This is a genomic window from Paenibacillus xylanexedens, assembly GCF_007680605.1.
GTDB classification, from domain to species: Bacteria; Bacillota; Bacilli; order Paenibacillales; family Paenibacillaceae; genus Paenibacillus; species Paenibacillus xylanexedens_B.
Genome location: NZ_VEIO01000001.1, coordinates 113,997 through 131,561 on the forward strand (window position 1 = coordinate 113,997; position 17,565 = coordinate 131,561).

Genomic DNA, 17,565 nt, shown 5'->3' on the forward strand with positions numbered 1-17,565 from the left:
CCGCAAGATGGGGCGACGTATACTTAGCGCCATGAAATAACCATTAGAGCAACGCAAAAACAAGCAATACAGAGAAAAGTTTTCCATAGACGGCATTTCTGTTGTGCCAAACAATGTCGGGATATTAAGTGTTACTAGATTCAGTGGAAGAAAACGTCTATTTGCCAAAGGGTTTTGTAAATGAGGACGACCTGCTCCGCCGTTATTCCTGAATCGGTAACAACAAAAATTTATCTACCTTAAAAATCACAAAAGAAGACCATGCGACGGTGACGCATCTTCAAGCACCATTGATATGTACCGAGTTGACAGGTGATATCTTGAACACAGAAGAACCGTTGAAAACTTGATGTTGCTAGGCTCTTGTTTTTTCCAGATGAACACTGTCACGAAGTAAAATGACAAAGGATTGTCCTTGGACAGATCGTGAATAGTTAAAAAATACTGGTTTTATTATGGTCATGGATTATGCTTATGGTAAGTCGGAACATTTGAATCGTTATAAAGAAGACATGCTTAGAGTCAAACGTTTCTGTTATTTGAAGTGGCTTCATGTTTCGTTCCTACAAGGCAACATGTAACTTCACTGCAGAATTGTTCTCTTTGGTAAGAAGCCAGGGAAACCGTATTTTTCCCACTGTCATCATGTTGAAGTCAATTATTTAGAAAGGCCAGCCCTCCGCCTCGTTTCACGATTGTAATTGTGGATAAGCAGATGAAAAAGCATGGTATTCTAACACCGAAGATTTTTTCTGTATCATTTTATTATAGTTCGATATTCGCATTAAAATAATAATAAATCTATTTATAATTGGATGAGGCAGAGAAAGTATATTTGTGCTATCTAGGCGTAGCCTCGCATTTAACAAGACATGATGCAGTTAGACCCATCAGAGAGGTGCATGTATGAGCCGGTTGCTTGACTTATTGGAAGAGGAACGGCGCAAGCTTAATCAGCTTGGAGAGGCATCCTTGAAGCAAGCTATTCCGTTGTGGGACAATCCTGCGGTTCAGGAGCAGAGCCGGAGGGTGGATGAACTGGTGGCACGAGTTAATGAAACGAAGGCGAAACTTAGTCGAGTGGTACGGCAATGAGCGAAGTACATAATGCGTAGGGGAGGAGAAGCTATGGATTTTCCGCCGTGGATGCAACGAGCGATTCAGGCAAGGTTGGATGAGATGTCTTCACAGATCGAGCATGATCCTGAACTGAGCCGTGTACGTGGGGAAACCGACGAAGCGTTTGAAGCTTTGTTTGCTGGCAAGGATGTTGAGCTAACAGCTGAATATGCTGAATGGGAGAATCGTTACATTGTCAGCAAAGGCATAGAAAATGAACGGTTGTACATTCAAGGGCTGCGAGATGGTATTCAGCTAACGGCTTCCTTGTTAGGTCAGTCGATGTTGGCGGAGAGAGGGCATGAATCTGACTAACACGCTAGTTGATTTACGAAACTTAGCAATGTGAAAAGCCCGTGCATGCTTACATAGCTTAGCTTGGTAAGCATGTACGGGCTTGATCCACTGACGCGAACCCATAGTCCAGGGGGAGCGCCCCCGCTTTACACTCAAAAACCCGAGCCGTAGCGTGAATAACTCGCTTCGGCTCGGGTTTTAATGCTTTACTTTTCCCAAAACAAAATCTTATTTCCCACTCACAGACTTGAACCAATCATTCACCTCTGGGGTGGTCTGGTCGCCGCCGTTGGATTTCCAGTTGGCTACGAATTGGTCGAATGCATCGATGGGCAGTTTGCCGTAGATGATTTTGTTGAAGGTTTCGAGTTCGGACTGACGGAGCAGGTTCCACTTGGATACCATGGTTGGTGTGGCTGCGCCCGTGAAATAGTTTTGTTTGCGGATGTCGATCTGGGACATCACGACTTTACCAGCATACCAGTTTTCCGGTTTACGGAATTCGGCGATTTGTTTCTCGTACGGTGTTTCAGCTTTCTCGCCGTTGGCGAGCTTCACGAGTGTTTTCATGTACAGATCTGGAATACGCGCCGGGCGGTTAGGAACGGGAATTCGTTGGAGAAGATCTTCAGCAATCTAGTCCTTTGGAATGGTTAAGTGATTTTTTGGGATCAAAATTATCCGACGTTCTATTTATTTATATGGGAAGTATATCCTTTAATGAGGAATTTGATTTATAATGTATGAATATAGCATATATGGGTATCGTCCCAAAAGTATACGTCTAACAACGTAAAAATGATCTAGATATTTGCTCCAGATCATTTCTGATTAAATATATACATTACGTTTTTGTTTAGGTAGACTTTTTCAGGAATCCTTTTTCGGATTTCGACGATCTATAAACCAGCCCGGTCCTTCTACACTGACAACCTCCTGTGTATCGTAGTTGTAAGAAACGGTAATACGTTCATCCTCATGTCCAGTTATGTGACCGTACAGGTATAGACGTGAATGGATGGAAGGGTCATCCACATCGTGACTCGTTACAACAAAGTCTGCATTGTAGTATTTCTTTATGTACTGAATGCTTATGGGTGTAGCCTTTTCTACAATCATTTGTTTATCTGAGGCAGACATACTTGAACATCCTCCTAGTATAAATAAAAAAATAATGAAGGTTAGTAGCAGCAATTTGTTTTTCATAGATGTTAAATCTCCTTTTATGGAAATAAACTCTAAAAATACTTTAATACATATGATTGGATTAGACAAGGTGGGAGAACATGACTTATATCAATGATAAGACGTATTGGACCATTGCTGATGAGGTATACAAACGAGATTTACCCTCTAACGGATATAAAAACGAGAATCTTCCAGGATGGACAATAGTTGAACCTGAGGGAGCAATGTTGCATGATACAAACGGCTCTGGTTTTGATGCTACCGTATTCTATAACGAAGAGCACAATCAAGTTATTATAGGCTACAGAGGGACTGAACCACCTGATCGTCCAATATGGAGCGTACTAACAGACTGGGAGACCGATTTAAGTGATGTTGTGGGGAATCGTGCTAAAAATCTGGAGAAGACTCACAATTATATGGAGCGGCATAAGGAAGAGATTTCGTCGTTACCTTTGCATCAGCAACTACCTTTTATTCAAGAAGAAGCAAGGTACCAGAATAATCAGTTTGTTCAGGCAATGAACCTGTTTGAGAAAGTGAAGGAGGAGTACCCAACTGCTGATATATCAACAACTGGGCACTCGTTGGGAGGTGCTCAGGCGGAATATGTTGCTATTCGTAACGGAGTATCTTCAACAAGTTACAATCCGCCAAGTATTGTACATTTACTTCCCGATGACTTACAAGAGAAGGTTCAAAACGGGGATTATCTGAAAACGAATGTGGCCTATGTCCATCCAGGGGATACTGTTGGATCTGGAGTGAAGAATGCGGATCAGCATGTTGGCTCTACCTATTACATTAATTCGACCTTTGAAGAAGCTAATCGATACGAGACAATCCCTATTTTCTTACCAATGCGACGAGAGACTTGGTGGGAACAAGCGTTGTTCGGTAACAAGTGGTCGACTGAATTTATTCGTGTTCCGTCTATATCTGGAGAACAGAGTGCACTGTCCAAGTTTTTGGATTCCATGCTCGTTGGTCAGAAAGCGCATAGTATGGATCATTTTTCATTCGATGAAGATGGAAACATCAGTAATCCATTATATACGCTAGATGGTCGACGGGTTGATGGCCAGCCTAGAGTGGAAAACTATTCAGAGATGATGAAGACAAGAGAAAAATTGAATGCTGAAATGAACAAACTTTATGAGGAATATGGTCCTGCTGTTAGGGAAAGTTTAAGTAAACTTGTTACAGCGGTACTTGGAACCCACTCAGTAGATATGGCTAGACAGAACTCTGCGTATTATGTGGGTGATCGACACGGGAGCACCATACAGCTAACACCTGAGGAGCTTGCACATGCTTCCAGACAGATGCGGAATAGCCTACATGATTTTGCTAGTGATACCAATTCTTCAATTCAGATGTTCCAAGCTTATATATCAACCAGTGAGAGTCGGTCCTTTAATTCAATTGCCCATGATGCTACAGCAATGTTGGAGCGAATTAATCGGTGGTATCAAGAATCTATTACAGACATCGCAGATTATATTGAGCAGAAAAGACAAGATTTTGTTCTCGCAGATCAATCATAGTGTATCTTTAACGAACGTGTAGGAGGTGTACATATGGGAAGAATAGCTGTTTCTTTGTCAGACTTGAGAAGAGCAGTTCAACAGTGTGAACAGTTGCAGCAGAACTTGATTCAGCAAGAACAGCAGATGCAAAATATATATAGAAAGTTGGAAGAATGGAAGGGAGAATCCGCAATAAAGTTGTCTGAAAAAATGTCGAGGTTCCTTGAAGGGAGTACATCCAGATTAGCAGAGCTAGAAGCACACCAAGAAAGATTAAAACAGTATATCAGGAAAATGGAAGAGGCCGACTATGGATATCAACGATAAATCTGTGCTTATAGTATAGCGAACCCATATGTCATGGGGGAGCGACCCCGCTCTACACTTAAAAACCCGAGACGAAGCGTGAATAACTTGCTTCGTCTCGGGTTTTAATGCTCTACTTTTCCAAAAAACAAATTCTTACTTACCACTCACAGACTTGAACCAATCATTCACCTCTTGGGTGATTTGGTCGCCGCCGTTGGATTTCCAATTGGCTACGAATTGGTCGAATGCATCGATAGGCAGTTTGCCGTAGATGATTTTGTTGAAGGTTTCAAGTTCGGACTGACGGAGCAGGTTCCACTTGGATACCATGGTTGGTGTGGCTGCGTCTGTGAAAACGTTTTGTTTGCGGATGTCGATCTGGGATATCACGACTCTAACTACGTATCAGTTTTCTGGTTTACGGAGTTCGGCGATTTGTTTCCGAATGGTGTTTCTGGTTTCTCAAAGTTTTCAATCAGGAGAAAATCATCAAGAGTATGAATCAATTTAATAGCATGTAACCATCTAGGCAAAAACTTTACAATTAATCGATAGATGTTGGAGGAGAGAAAACCGAAAAAATAAAAGTGTATATGAGCTTAAGAGAAGTGATTGAACAAATATGGGCAAAATTGATATGATTAATATAAAGTTGGAATATACAACTTCTAGCCAAATTTTTGTTGCTCATTGTAATAATGCTTTGAAAAAAAGTAAGAACAGGGGTCCGAGGAGCTCCGAATAAACATCAGATTCAAATACATTTCTGGTGGAGTATAGATCTGCGGGGTGAAGGGGGAGTAGACAATTCCTTTGGAGATATTGAAGCAGTTTGTTTAGAGAGACTAGTTCATCTATAAGAATACATAAGACAAACAGAATGTTACGTAAGGCATAGTTAACGGTAATGGAAATGCGAGATTTTTTCAAAAGAGGAGTGATTAAAATACTTTCTTTCTTCTATCAACGATATAAAACGTGGTTTTGGTTTGTTTTGTTTTTGGCTTTTGGGTCAGGTGCGGTGTCCAAATCTTTTCATTCCTCGTTGTGGGAAGTGCTGCTCAATGCTAGTCTGGGGTTAATATGTCTTGGGGTATTTATTGTCTTTCTTTTTCGTGAAAATTCAATCGCGTCTCCGACTACGAACAAAAATGGTCGGTTAGTTGTAACTTTCACCATCCTTGGCGTAATTGGGGGAGCTACTATTCTACCTTATTTGATAGGAACCGTAGGAACTCAATTGACTGAACAATTCAACCTTCCTCTGTATGGGATCGTTATTATTACGATTTTGAATGTCGCATTTATGTCTTTTATTGCTAGTACGATCGGACTCATTTTAGCCGAAAAAGTTCAACTTGGTGTTCCCATTTTAAGAAGATTATTGTACTCAGGCAGGTTATCGGAAGTTTCAAAACAGTGGATTATTATTGCGATATTGGGTAGCTTCATCGGAACTTTTGTTATTGTTATGCTCGAAACGTACATATTTCAACCACATATGCCACAATTAACGGCAACTCCAACATTGGCATGGTGGAAAGGTTTACTGACTATTTTTTATGGTGGAATTGTCGAAGAAGTTTTTCTGCGTTTATGTTTAATGACGGTACTGGTATGGGGAATGGTGAAGATAACTAAAACTCAAGCAAGCATTCCTGCGGCTATATACTGGATCGCCATCATTATGTCTACTGTATTATTTGGGTTAGCACATCTGCCAGCGACTGCGAGTTTGTTTGGAGAATTGACTCCAATAATAATTATTAGAGCAATTATAAACAATGGAGTGTTAGGAATTCTGTTTGGTTATTTATACTGGAAAAAGGGTCTGGAATACGCGATTCTTTCTCATATGTCAGCAGATTTTTTCCTTCATGTCATTTGGGCATCTTTAGTATGATCCTTCTCCCGATTAATCAAAAAACAAGCCGAGGCGTTAGAACTAAACGCTTTGGCTTGTTTTTTGATTCAATTATTTTGTCTCATACTATTTTCCAAAAAACAAATTCTTACTTCTCACTCACCAACTTGAACCAATCATTCACCTCTTGGGTGATTTGGTCGCCGCCGTTGGATTTCCAGTTGGCTACGAATTGATCGAATGCATCGATTGGCATTTTGCCGTAGATGATTTTATTGAAGGTTTCAGGTTAAGACAAAAATAATAATGATTATAGACACAAAATAGACACAATTTTAAGTAAACATTTTCCATATATGTTACGTTTATATAATTAGAGTGATCAACATTTAGTTATGGTGATAAAGATGCTTATTTTCGTTAAGTGACAGTGCAGATTTAGATTGTAATCAGAGATATTTCCATGCTCTCTTTTACAATACATATGCTTGCTAAATTTCTAGGACGAAGGTGAATTTACTACAAGCTCGAAAGTTCTATTGATTATAAAGATAGAACTGTTGAGACTCGTTCATACAAGGGGGGATTATGCAGTTCATTTCACCACTAAACTGTAGTGTTTTATGTAATTCAAACAAATGCTGAACAAATTTTTGCGGAGAGGTGAATATTTTGAAAAAACGTTGGATGGCAATGTTAACCTGTTTAATGGCTGCATTCCTCATTACAGCATCTGTAAAGGCAGCAAGCTCAGATTATTATAGCGGATCATGGGATACAAGTAATACAACCAGTTTAGGTATAGCAGTAGGATCTAGTATGTCCTCACATTTAAGTTCGTTTCAAAGCTGGTATACCGGCTGGAATGGTGTATCCTCCAAAGTAGGCTTGGCAAAGCCTTATGAACAATCAAGTCTAGATCAAACACCACATTATGCAAGAATCAATATTATTGGAAAGAATCTTGGTGCTACAGGTAACTGGGCTCAAGCTTGCAATTATAAATATAGTGTTATATGGGGTTATTCGTGTGATTGGAACGGATCTTGGAAAGACTCTATTATTGAATTTAATACCAACACGGATTCAAAAACCAAAGTAGGGTATTCCTTTCATACTGCTAATTTAAAGAAAAAAATATTCTTACATGAATTGGGACACTCATTAGGACTTAAACATCCAGATACTACTTCTACCGCCATCATGAAACAAGGTGATAACGGATACTATGTTGTACAGACCTATGATAAGTCCAATCTAAAAGAGAAATATGGAAATTAAATTTTGGAGGTGTTGAGATGAAAAAGTGGATAATGGCAGGAATTGTAGCTTTAATGGGGGTTAGTATTTTTTTTGGATACAAGCATCTAAATGCACAAGAACTACGTCCAGATGCAGATTATCAAAATTACTCTCTTTCTGAGATCGAATCACTAGCTACTGTCATTGTGGAGGCGGACTGGGAAGAGGAGACGAATTCAATCGTTGAATTAGATCAAAAGGATAAATATCCATTAGACACACGTACATTTTCAAATATAAAAGTGAAGAAAGTATATAAAGGTGAAGTGAAGGAGGGGCAGGAACTAAACGTAGTTGAGTACTATGCCAAATGGAGAGATGTGGCAGGTGCATATGTAAAATATCCGAATGAATTGTATCAACCTCTAAAGTCAGGTAAAAACTACCTCCTGTTCTTATATCAAAGTCCAGAGGAACCTTCAGGTTCTTATGAGATCATTGGCAACCATCAGGGTAAATATGTTTACCCTGAAACTCAAAGTAACATGAGTATTCAATCCACAAGTGATCTGGATATTGCTGAAAAAGATGAACATTATTCTGCCTTGTATAACGAGGTTAATGAAAAGTATTTTAAGTAGCATAATGGATACTATTTGAATTACAGAAGGAAGCAAACCTGCTTTTAAACTTAAAAACCCGAGCCGAAGCGTGAATAACTCGCTTCGGCTCGGGTTTTAATGCTTTACTTTTCCCAACAACAAATTCTTACTTCCCACTTACAGACTTGAACCAATCATTCACTTCTTGCGTGATCTGGTCGCCGCCGTTGGATTTCCAGTTGGCTACGAATTGATCGAATGCATCGATTGGCAGTTTGCCGTAGATGATTTTGTTGAAGGTTTCGAGTTCGGACTGACGGAGCAGGTTCCACTTGGATACCATGGTTGGTGTGGCTGCGCCAGTGAAATAGTTTTGTTTACGGATGTCGATCTGGGACATCACGACTTTACCCGCGTACCAGTTTTCCGGTTTACGGAATTCAGCCATTTGTTTCTCGTAAGGTGTCTCAGCTTTCTCGCCGTTCGCGAGTTTCACGAGTGTTTTCATGTACAGATCCGGAATACGCGCCGGGCCGGTCAGGAACGGGAATTCGTTGGAGAAGTCTTTGATCTTCTCTTTGTCACTGGTCGGTTTACCGTCTACGACATCCCAGTCGTACCCTTTCGCAAAGCCGTACTCGTACGGGCTTCCCGCTTTCGGGTTCGCCAGGTTATCCAGCAGATAGTTGTAGTACAGGAAAATCGCTTCCGGGTGCTTCGCATCTTTGTTGATCATGATACTTGCGTTGACGCCAGAGTTCTGCCATTTCGTACCGATCTTGCCGTCTGGACCAGCCGGAACAGGGTAGGCTTTGTATTTCGCGCCAGGTACGTTCTTCAGCAGGTCAGGTGCAGGCCAGTCCGGTACCCAGTTTGCGCCAGGCAGAATGCCGGCTTTGCCAGCAGTCCAGCTTTCGGCGGATTTACCTTCGTCCCATAGCGCGGAGTCAGCGTGGATATAGCCTTTTTCCATCCATTCAGCCAGCTTGGCCAGGGCTTGTTTCGCACCCGGGTTCACGGAGCCGTACTCCAGATTGCCGTTTGCGTCTTTGTTCCATTGCTCTTCAATCGTGCCGTATGCACCGAACAACCAGTCGAGTCCACCCATCCAGGTGTTGGTGTTGTTTTTGAGCGAGATCGCCAGCGGGAATACTTTGTCTGGAGACAGGCCGTCCGGGTTCTCGTTTTTGAATTTGTCCATGATGTTCTCAAGGTCTGCGATGGTTTTCGGTGCTTCCAGGTTCAGCTTCTCCATCCAGTCCTCACGGAGCCAGAGCAGGGTATCGTCGTTATCTGTATACTCCATGATTGGCATGTTGTACTTTTTGCCGTCCTTGGTGAACGGGTACCACAGCTCAGGATGTGCTGCCGCGTGCTCTTTCAGAATCGGGCTTGCATACTTCTCGAACAGTTCATCAATGGCGATGAATTGACCGGAGTCGATCAGCTGATTCGTCAGTACCGCGTTCGTTGGCACGGTTACGAAATCAGGCAGCTTCTCGCCAGACGCAATTGCAAGTTGCAGCTTCTGTCTGTATTGATCGTCAGTGGCCGGATACCACGTATCTTTGTGCTTCATGCCCAGCGTTTCGAGCATCCAACGGTCATGTACGTTGTTCTCTTTGGTATCGCCATGAGCGTATTTTTTCGGCATCAGCACGGAGCTGAATTCGATGGGCGGGTCGTATTTTCCTTTGGCAAACGCTGCTTCCGCTTCCGCAGAGCCGACTGCCTCTTGTGTATCATTCGTGCCTTTCTCACTGGCTGACTCGCCACTGCCGCATGCAGTGATGGTGATGAGTGCGATGACCATGAGCAAGGACCACCATGTTTTGAATTTGATCATTGTTCAATCCCCCTACGATGTATGATCTTTACACTGTAACTGTACCAAGAGGAGCAGAGGGCATCTATATGAGTTTGTTAGTTTCGATAGGACTCTCTTAGTGAAAGTTGAAAAAGATTCGTTTAATGCTGGTCGCGGTACTCTTGAGGTGTCACGCCGAATTGCCGTTTGAACACTTTGATAAAATACGCCGGGTCCATATAGCCGATCTCCAGGCTGATCTCATAGACTTTCTTGGTGGTTGTGACCAGCTTGTGGCAAGCCCGATCCATCCGCAGGCGAGCGATATATTCACTGATGCCTTCGCCAGTCTCAATCTTGTAAATCTTGGACAGATGTGTTGGATGCAGGTTCACATGATCTGCGAGCACACGCAAAGATACATCCAGATGCAGGTTTTTATCCGTAAATTCCTGAATCTTCTTCACATACTCTGAACGGGTGTCTTTGACCTCGTTGGATGTGCCTTCCTTGAGCTTGGCGAGTACGCCGAGCGACCATTTGCGCAGTTTGCCGATGGTGGAGAAGACGTCGCCGCTTTGCAGCTGCTCGATCTCACTGCCCATGAGACCTGACAGGGTGAGCTTGTTCCGATGAGCCAGGTTCGTGAACGCAGCGGTGATGAGAAAACCCGCCTCCATACAGTGTTCCCATGATTCCGACCATTTCTCGTCCAGTTCGGCGCAGACGGCACGTATTTTGTCTTCGGCGGCGTCCCATTGGCCGCTTTCCAGCAGCTGAATGAAGGTAGGCGGTGTGTACAGCACGTCCAGCGGGCCTTGTGCCGCTGGTGCTTCGACATCGGTCACCCGCATGACGAATTCACGCTCGTCCCCGACGATCTGGCGGAAATAGGCGGAAGCCTGACGGAAGCGATCGTAGATCTGTTCCGGGAAGGTGAACCACTCGGTCATGACAATGGAGAGGGAGCCTTTCAGAAACTGTTTTACTTTGGATTGAAGCTGGATGGACAGCTTCTCCAGAATGGTTTCTTTTCCAATATCGCCGTTACGTTCCTTCAATTGCAGCAAAAACACGACATACCCGTGCTCTTCCTTCACACCCCACACGTGCATAAACTCACCCATAATCTCTTCCGCCATGTTGATGATGGCATATTCGATCAGGGTCTGATCGTGGCTGTCGTAGTGGCCGAACTCATTATCCATGCGGACCAGCATCAGCGCGGCATCCCCGGCGTGGAAGGGCAGATCGTAGTTGTCCAGTTTGCGCTCCCATTCGCTTGCGGAGAACCGAATTCCCTGTAATGCTTCTAAAAGTAGGCGTCCACGCAAATGCGGCAAATTTTCGCGAAGGGTAAACTGTGTCCGTGATAGGGAGCTGACAAGAGCCCATTCATTGTTCAACTGGTCAATGGCTTTCTGCACCGCGCCGATCAGTTCTTCATCTGTTGGCGGTTTGAGCAGGTAGTCCACGGCTTCGTACTGGATGGCTTTTTTGGCATACTCGAATTCGGAATAACCGGATAAGAGGATGCATTTTATTTTTTTGTCCCGGATACGGATGCGTTCGATCAGCTCTATACCTGTCATTTCCGGCATCTGAATGTCCGAGATTACGATATCGATCGGATGGGTTTCAATGAGTTGCAGGGCTTCACGAGCGGAGTATGCCCGGTGAACCTGTTCGATCCCGAGCGTATGCCAGGGTTTGGTCATGGACAGGTTGTCCACCCAGTGTGCTTCGTCGTCGACAATGATCATTTGCATGTTGCTTTGGCTCCTTGCTTGAAGGTTTACACGATTCAAAATCTGACATGTGTTGCAAGCAGTATATCACACCACAATCCGCTTCTCTATGGAAACAGTTCCGTGCACATCTGCGCTTGAAAAAATGGAATGAATATTGAATATTTATGAATAGTATTCCGATATATAGGGTGAAATTGCAATTGCTAAACTCCTCCTTAGAGAAGTAGGATGAATATGTACGGCTGGTCACCCAGTCTGGAGCGATCGCTCAGCAAATAAGGAACTACAGAAATACATAAAGAAAAAGATGACAACGACGAAGAAGAAAAAGAAGCGAAAAAGATAAAACGTATCATTACGGGGGGATTTTGTGAGTACGGCAAATCATTTTCAGTTTAAATCGGACGAAGGAACTCGAATCCATGTGTATAACTGGCTACCTGCGAGTGACATTCAGGTCAAAGGAGTGGTCCAGATCTGCCACGGCATGGCGGAGACGGCGGCTCGGTATGAGCGTTTTGCGCTTGAACTGAATCGGAATGGATACATCGTGTACATCCACGACCAGCGCGGACATGGCAAGACGGCAGAGGTTGTGGAGAACCTGGGTCATCTGGCAGATAGCGATGGCTTCGAGTGGATGGTGCATGATCTGTATAAACTGACTGGAATCATTAAGAAGAAGTATCCTGAACTCCCTCTATTTTTGATGGGTCATAGTATGGGCTCGTTTGTTACGCAGCGTTATCTGATGCTCTATGGCGAAGAATTAGACGGGGTTATCTTGTCGGGTTCTACACTGCATGTGCGCTTTATTCTTCATGCGGCTACGCTGTTGACCAAAGAAGAGATTCGTCGCCGTGGCAGACGTGTACCGAGCCATCGGATGAACAAGTTGTCCTTCGGCAGCTACAACGATTCGTTCAAGCCTGTCCGCACTGAGTTCGACTGGCTTAGCCGGGATGCGGAAGAGGTCGATAAATATATCCGTGATCCGTTCTGTGGAACGGTGTTTACGACAGGATTTTTCGCAGACTTTTTCACTGGACTCAAGCAGCTTGGGATTAAAAACAATCTGAATCTGGTGCGCAAGGACCTGCCAATTCATATCTTCTCTGGAGACAAGGACCCGGTAGGCAGCTTTGGCAAAGGCATTATCCGGCTGTACAACGCTTATAAACAGCAGGGCATTGACAACGTGACCTACAAGCTGTATCCGGGTGGGCGGCATGAGATGCTGAACGAAACGAACCGGGACGAGGTCACCGCGGATATTGTGAATTGGCTGGATGAGCGGATGAGCAAGAAAGTATAGGCGTAGTGCAAATGGAAAGAAGAAAGCAAGAAGATAGCAAAAAGTGTAGCAAAGAGAACAGCAAAAAGGATACCAAAAAGATACGAAGAAGATAGAAAAAACGCCTTTACCGCCGCCACAATGAGCGGTTGGAAGGCGTTTTTTAGTACATGCAATCGTTATGCGAGGCCCTTAAGAGGTGATCAGGTTAATTTGTCTTTATCTATCCGCCTGAGTTGTTCCCAGGTTCCTTGTCAGCGTCTTCGCTCGGAATTTCCCAGACGATTTCGGTGCGGAATCCGCCGAGTGGGGATGGGCCGAACAACAGGTAGGAATGGTTGCCAAAGGTGTGAATCATACGCTGGTACGTATTCCAGAGACCGCAGCCGACTTCCTCTTGCAAAGGCTCCAGCATTTCCTGGTTCAACGCTTCGTACTGCTCTGGCGTGAGGCCGGGGCCGTCGTCATCGATATAGATTTTGCCAAAACCATTCGCACTTTCCCCGGTGATTCGAATCTCCCCGGATGTATACGATTTCCCAATCCCATGAATCACCGAGTTCTCGACCATCGGTTGCAACATTAAACGCGGTACCGATTGGGCAAGCATGTGCTCTGGAATGTCGATGTGATATTCGATACGGCCGTTGCGTAGCTTCTGTATGTCCAGATAGTTGATGAGGAGCTTGATCTCTTCCTGCAATGAAGAGGTTTCCCGTTCCATCCGGGTGGTGTAGCGATAGTATGCACTCAGATTATGCGCCATGGACACCACGGCTTGTTCGTCCTTCATCTGCGCCATGTTGATGATATAACCGAGACAGTTGTATAGAAAATGCGGGTTAATCTGTGCCTGGAGCTGCTTCAACGTCGCTTCTCTGGCTCGTATTTTTTCCTGAAACACATTTTCGATCAGGTCCTGAATCTGGTGAGACATGTCGTTGAAACGGTGGAATAAGAATGAAAACTCATTCTGGTTGTTGCTGTGCAAACGCACGGAGTAATCACCTTGCTGTACGCGGCGCAGACCTTTGATCAGTTTCTGGATGGGGTACTGCACATTGCGATACAGAAGGATGGATGCCGAAATGCCCACAACAAGTAGCAAAATCATACAGGCATAGAACAGATTCTGACTCAGCGAGATCGGCTCCAAAATCTGATATAGCGGCACGACATCGACTAGATGCCAGTCCAGATACGTGGATTTGACGGTGCTGACAAGATAGTTTTTGCCACCTAGCTCTACGACATCTTGCGTTGTATCTTCAAGCGAGTGAGTATCCAGATAACGGATCAGGTCGCCGGATAACTGCTTGTCTGCGGTGCGGTTCAGAATAGGGGCATTGCCTTTGTGATAAAAGAATGGGTCACCCTGTCCACCTGCTTTGTACGTGTCGAGCATATTTTGAATGTTCTCATGGCTGAAGCTGGCTTCAATGACCAGATTACTGCCTGTGAGCATCCCTGGCTGTGCCAATGAATCTGTATAGAACCAGTAGAAAGATTGCATGGCGTCTTTCGCGTCGGTGGAATGATCCCCGTAGGTCCATTGTCCGCTCATGTTTTTTTTCAAATACGCCTCATCATAACCTGTATCGCGGGTGTAGTTCGCAATAACCTCTTTGTTTTGCTGGGAGTACACCGCGTAGCGGGTGGGCCAGAGATCGGTTACGCCGGTCTGGAGCGTCATTTTCTCCTGAATGATGTACCTCGTCTGCATCTGGTCGTACTTATCCTGCCACAGGTTCAGACCGTTGAAGGCACGCACATTCGGATCACGCGAGAGAATCAGGCTGAAATCCATCATCTGATTGATGCGCGAGTCGATCTGACTGGACAAAAACGTGAGCTGCTTGGTGTTCGATACCTGCAGTTCTTTGCTGACGACGTCGTAGGTGACGTTGTTCGAATAGGTGTACATGATCAGAATCGGGATGAACAGAATGACGATTAACAGGTTGATTTTGGCGAAAAGGCTAAAGCGGGATCGGATTCCTTTTTGAAAAACATTAAAGCGCTCCCATGTATACATAAAAAGTCTCCTCTATATTCACATACTGACTATATTGATTGCCCTTTTTCTCACACGTTAACGGAGAGGGCAGAAAAAAACCGGAAAAGCAACGCGGTCGCATTTATCACCGGATTTTCCCCTTGAAAAGGGAATGAAAAAAATCTGGGGATAACGGCGATTGGAGGTTTGTTCTGCCATCGGAGTGTCTCGTGTGAGGAATGGATGCTTATTAATATAGATCAAACTAACAAAACCCTATCCACCCTAACAATGTTATATAGTCAGACCTCGGAATGGCTTGATACTATTTATATCAGAGAAGCCCAAGACACACAAAAACTTTTTTTGGGAACAGGAGAAGGTTCATATGGAGGCTAAAATGGAGGGTCAACGGCTACCGCAGGCGAATGTCGGCAACAAGCTGGAAAAAAAGAAGAAAAAACGCTACAAACAGCCGTGGGTGCTGCACTTCATGGTGCTGCCAGCGGCCATTATGGTCTTTATTTTTTCATATATTCCGATGTCAGGTATTCTAATGGCCTTTCAGGATTACAAACCTGCGCGGGGGTTTACGGGTTCAGAGTGGGTGGGGCTGAAGCATTTCGAGTATATGTGGACCAATGATTATTTCCTGCAAATTACGTGGAACACCCTATTCTTTGCTTGCTCGAAAATCATCATGAACCTGATCATTCCGTTTATCTTTGCGCTATTGCTCAATGAGGTACGGAAGATGGCGCTGAAACGTACGATCCAGACACTGGTGTATCTGCCACACTTCTTGTCCTGGGTAACGCTGTCCGGTATTCTGATCGACATTCTGGCACAGACGGGAATATTGAATCAGTTTCTGGTGTCGGTGTTTGGTATCAAACCGATCTTCTTCCTCGGGGACGGCAACTGGTTCCGCTTCACCGTCATTATCAGTGATGTGTGGAAAGAGTTTGGCTTTAACACGATCATCTTCCTTGCAGCACTGGCGGGCATCAACCCGTCTCTGTATGAGGCGGCTGAAGTGGACGGGGCGGGGCGCTGGAAACAGACGATGTATATCACCATTCCGGCACTTATTCCCATCGGGATCGTTATTGCCACGCTGGCGCTGGGCAACGTGCTGAACGCCAACTTTGACCAAATCTTCAATCTGTACAGCCCATTAATCTATCAGCAAGCGGATATCATCGATACGTTTGTGTATCGCGAAGGTCTGCTGAGCGGACAGTTCAGCTTTGCAACGGCGGTCAATCTGTTCAAATCGGTCATCAGTCTGATCCTCATCGTGATCTCGTACCGACTGGCGTACCGTTTTGCCGGATACCGAATTTTCTAAGAAAGGATGATGACGAACCATGTATCATAAAACGTTACCTTATCGCATTTTCAGTATCTTCAACAATGTGTTTCTGACCATCCTTTCGGTGCTCTGCTTGCTGCCGCTGTATCACTTGCTGATGGTATCCCTCAGTTCGTCCGCCCCTGCGAATGCAGGGCTCGTGACATTCTGGCCGATTGGATTTACGTTCGAGGCGTACGCCAAGACGTTTGATAACTCCAATTTCTTATCCTCGCTCTGGGTATCGGTGGAGCGGACGGTGCTGGGCACCGGGCTTGCACTCATCGTCAATACGCTTGCGGCGTATGCACTATCCAAAGAAACGCGTGTGTTCCGCGCTCGGAATATCTACCTGTGGTATTTTGTCATCACGATGCTGTTCAGTGGGGGCCTGATTCCGGGGTATATCCTCATTCTGAAACTCGGGTTGATGAACACGCTGTGGGCACTAATCCTGCCTGGTTTGGTGGCGGTGTTCAACATCATTCTGTTGCTGAATTTCTTCCGTACAGTGCCGAAAGATTTGGAGGAGGCGGCATTTATCGATGGCGCAGGTCACTTCCAGTCGTTTGTGAAAATCTATCTGCCCGTGTCCGTGCCGGTTATTGCTACCGTGTCTCTGTTCATGATGGTGGGGCACTGGAATGCATATTTCGATGGCATCATCTACATCCGTGATTCGGAGAAGCTGCCTCTGGCGACATTCATGCAGACAATCATCGTGCAGGGCGACATGACCAAGATGGACCCGCAAGCGATTGCGAACTTGTCCCAACGGACCATCCGGGCATCGCAAATTTTCATCAGCGCACTGCCGATCCTGCTCGTGTATCCGTTCCTGCAACGTTACTTTGTAAGCGGAATTGTGGTCGGGGCTGTGAAGGAGTAGGGACTTAAGGTTGTAATTAGAATGCCGTTAATAGCGATTGAGAAGTGAAATGCATGTGTAAACTTTTGATTTCGAGTTATGTGAATGTAACGTGAAAAGAAAGCTGCCAAACTGGGGAAGGCCAGGGAGGCGGCTTCTTTTTTTGTAGTCTTTAATAGATCATCTTGTAGTACGTCTCTTCATCCCTATCTTGAAGCAACTATACACAGTTATGATGATGTTCAACAATAATACACCTAAGTATCCGTCCGTATATTGAGTTCTCTCAATCCATTTGTTCACCAGCTCTCCAGAACGAGCTTGTTTTGCTAAGTAGTTATTCAT

At 44.6% G+C, this 17,565-nt stretch carries 16 protein-coding genes; 10 read left to right on the forward strand and 6 right to left on the reverse strand.

Annotation, left to right across the window (positions count from 1 at the left end):
• Positions 1 to 906: 906 nt before the first annotated feature.
• Both FS818_RS00580 and FS818_RS00585 read left to right on the forward strand, forming a co-directional pair.
• On the forward strand, positions 907 to 1,095 hold the full coding sequence (locus FS818_RS00580) for an aspartyl-phosphate phosphatase Spo0E family protein (RefSeq protein WP_145328663.1): 189 nt from the start codon (positions 907 to 909) through the stop codon (positions 1,093 to 1,095).
• 33 nt (positions 1,096 to 1,128) lie between these two features.
• Positions 1,129 to 1,434 (forward strand): hypothetical protein, encoded by a 306-nt coding sequence (locus tag FS818_RS00585; RefSeq protein WP_145328664.1) that lies wholly within the window; start codon positions 1,129 to 1,131, stop codon positions 1,432 to 1,434.
• A gap of 210 nt (positions 1,435 to 1,644) precedes the next feature.
• Here FS818_RS00585 and FS818_RS00590 read toward each other — a convergent pair whose 3' ends face one another.
• Both FS818_RS00590 and FS818_RS00595 read right to left on the reverse strand, forming a co-directional pair.
• Positions 1,645 to 1,986: a hypothetical protein gene (locus FS818_RS00590; protein WP_260989755.1), complete on the reverse strand. Its 342-nt coding sequence runs from the start codon at positions 1,984 to 1,986 to the stop codon at positions 1,645 to 1,647.
• Positions 1,987 to 2,286: 300 nt separating this feature from the next.
• A complete protein-coding gene (locus tag FS818_RS00595) occupies positions 2,287 to 2,556 on the reverse strand; it encodes a hypothetical protein (RefSeq protein ID WP_260989756.1) in 270 nt (89 codons plus the stop codon).
• Positions 2,557 to 2,702: 146 nt separating this feature from the next.
• Here FS818_RS00595 and FS818_RS00600 point away from each other — a divergent pair, with 146 nt between their 5' ends.
• Entirely contained in the window at positions 2,703 to 4,151 is a 1,449-nt protein-coding gene (locus tag FS818_RS00600) for a lipase family protein (protein WP_145328668.1), read from the forward strand.
• 33 nt (positions 4,152 to 4,184) lie between these two features.
• Positions 4,185 to 4,460, forward strand: a complete 276-nt coding sequence (locus FS818_RS00605; protein ID WP_145328670.1) for a hypothetical protein — start codon at positions 4,185 to 4,187, stop codon at positions 4,458 to 4,460.
• Positions 4,461 to 4,595: 135 nt separating this feature from the next.
• On the opposite strand, the gene FS818_RS00610 is transcribed toward FS818_RS00605, so the two are convergent.
• Positions 4,596 to 4,832, reverse strand: coding sequence for a hypothetical protein (locus FS818_RS00610; protein ID WP_260989757.1), 237 nt, complete (start codon positions 4,830 to 4,832; stop codon positions 4,596 to 4,598).
• A 517-nt stretch (positions 4,833 to 5,349) separates the two neighbouring features.
• Between FS818_RS00610 and FS818_RS00615 the strand changes: the two genes are divergently transcribed.
• From FS818_RS00615 to FS818_RS00625, 3 genes are all read left to right on the forward strand, one after another.
• Complete coding sequence (locus tag FS818_RS00615) at positions 5,350 to 6,345, forward strand: CPBP family intramembrane glutamic endopeptidase (protein ID WP_145328672.1); 996 nt, start codon at positions 5,350 to 5,352, stop codon at positions 6,343 to 6,345.
• A 633-nt stretch (positions 6,346 to 6,978) separates the two neighbouring features.
• Complete coding sequence (locus FS818_RS00620; protein WP_145328674.1) at positions 6,979 to 7,587, forward strand: zinc metalloprotease; 609 nt, start codon at positions 6,979 to 6,981, stop codon at positions 7,585 to 7,587.
• A gap of 17 nt (positions 7,588 to 7,604) precedes the next feature.
• On the forward strand, positions 7,605 to 8,189 hold the full coding sequence (locus FS818_RS00625) for a hypothetical protein (RefSeq protein ID WP_145328676.1): 585 nt from the start codon (positions 7,605 to 7,607) through the stop codon (positions 8,187 to 8,189).
• Positions 8,190 to 8,316: 127 nt separating this feature from the next.
• Here the strand turns inward: FS818_RS00625 and FS818_RS00630 are convergent, their stop codons facing one another.
• Together FS818_RS00630 and FS818_RS00635 are read right to left on the reverse strand one after the other, a co-directional pair.
• Positions 8,317 to 9,996, reverse strand: coding sequence for a type 2 periplasmic-binding domain-containing protein (locus FS818_RS00630; RefSeq protein WP_145328678.1), 1,680 nt, complete (start codon positions 9,994 to 9,996; stop codon positions 8,317 to 8,319).
• A 122-nt stretch (positions 9,997 to 10,118) separates the two neighbouring features.
• Positions 10,119 to 11,720: a response regulator transcription factor gene (locus FS818_RS00635; protein ID WP_260989758.1), complete on the reverse strand. Its 1,602-nt coding sequence runs from the start codon at positions 11,718 to 11,720 to the stop codon at positions 10,119 to 10,121.
• 358 nt (positions 11,721 to 12,078) lie between these two features.
• On the opposite strand from FS818_RS00635, the gene FS818_RS00640 reads away from it, so the two are divergent.
• A complete protein-coding gene (locus FS818_RS00640; RefSeq protein ID WP_145328680.1) occupies positions 12,079 to 13,023 on the forward strand; it encodes an alpha/beta hydrolase in 945 nt (314 codons plus the stop codon).
• A 202-nt stretch (positions 13,024 to 13,225) separates the two neighbouring features.
• Here FS818_RS00640 and FS818_RS00645 read toward each other — a convergent pair whose 3' ends face one another.
• Positions 13,226 to 15,037, reverse strand: a complete 1,812-nt coding sequence (locus FS818_RS00645) for a sensor histidine kinase (protein ID WP_145328682.1) — start codon at positions 15,035 to 15,037, stop codon at positions 13,226 to 13,228.
• Between the two features lie 361 nt (positions 15,038 to 15,398).
• On the opposite strand from FS818_RS00645, the gene FS818_RS00650 reads away from it, so the two are divergent.
• Entirely contained in the window at positions 15,399 to 16,349 is a 951-nt protein-coding gene (locus FS818_RS00650; protein WP_145332699.1) for an ABC transporter permease, read from the forward strand.
• A gap of 19 nt (positions 16,350 to 16,368) precedes the next feature.
• Entirely contained in the window at positions 16,369 to 17,241 is an 873-nt protein-coding gene (locus tag FS818_RS00655; protein WP_145328683.1) for a carbohydrate ABC transporter permease, read from the forward strand.
• The last annotated feature ends 324 nt before the right edge of the window (positions 17,242 to 17,565 follow it).

Bases quoted from the DNA above. Each gene is read 5' to 3' on its own strand.
- FS818_RS00600 (WP_145328668.1), top strand. From the start codon at position 2,703: ATGACTTATATCAATGATAAGACGTATTGGACCATTGCTGATGAGGTA.
- FS818_RS00630 (WP_145328678.1), bottom strand. From the start codon at position 9,996: ATGATCAAATTCAAAACATGGTGGTCCTTGCTCATGGTCATCGCACTC.
- FS818_RS00590 (WP_260989755.1), bottom strand. From the start codon at position 1,986: ATGAAAACACTCGTGAAGCTCGCCAACGGCGAGAAAGCTGAAACACCG.
- FS818_RS00625 (WP_145328676.1), top strand. From the start codon at position 7,605: ATGAAAAAGTGGATAATGGCAGGAATTGTAGCTTTAATGGGGGTTAGT.
- FS818_RS00645 (WP_145328682.1), bottom strand. From the start codon at position 15,037: ATGTATACATGGGAGCGCTTTAATGTTTTTCAAAAAGGAATCCGATCC.
- FS818_RS00605 (WP_145328670.1), top strand. From the start codon at position 4,185: ATGGGAAGAATAGCTGTTTCTTTGTCAGACTTGAGAAGAGCAGTTCAA.
- FS818_RS00580 (WP_145328663.1), top strand. From the start codon at position 907: ATGAGCCGGTTGCTTGACTTATTGGAAGAGGAACGGCGCAAGCTTAAT.
- FS818_RS00635 (WP_260989758.1), bottom strand. From the start codon at position 11,720: ATGATCATTGTCGACGACGAAGCACACTGGGTGGACAACCTGTCCATG.
- FS818_RS00650 (WP_145332699.1), top strand. From the start codon at position 15,399: ATGGAGGGTCAACGGCTACCGCAGGCGAATGTCGGCAACAAGCTGGAA.
- FS818_RS00655 (WP_145328683.1), top strand. From the start codon at position 16,369: ATGTATCATAAAACGTTACCTTATCGCATTTTCAGTATCTTCAACAAT.
- FS818_RS00585 (WP_145328664.1), top strand. From the start codon at position 1,129: ATGGATTTTCCGCCGTGGATGCAACGAGCGATTCAGGCAAGGTTGGAT.
- FS818_RS00615 (WP_145328672.1), top strand. From the start codon at position 5,350: ATGGAAATGCGAGATTTTTTCAAAAGAGGAGTGATTAAAATACTTTCT.
- FS818_RS00595 (WP_260989756.1), bottom strand. From the start codon at position 2,556: ATGTCTGCCTCAGATAAACAAATGATTGTAGAAAAGGCTACACCCATA.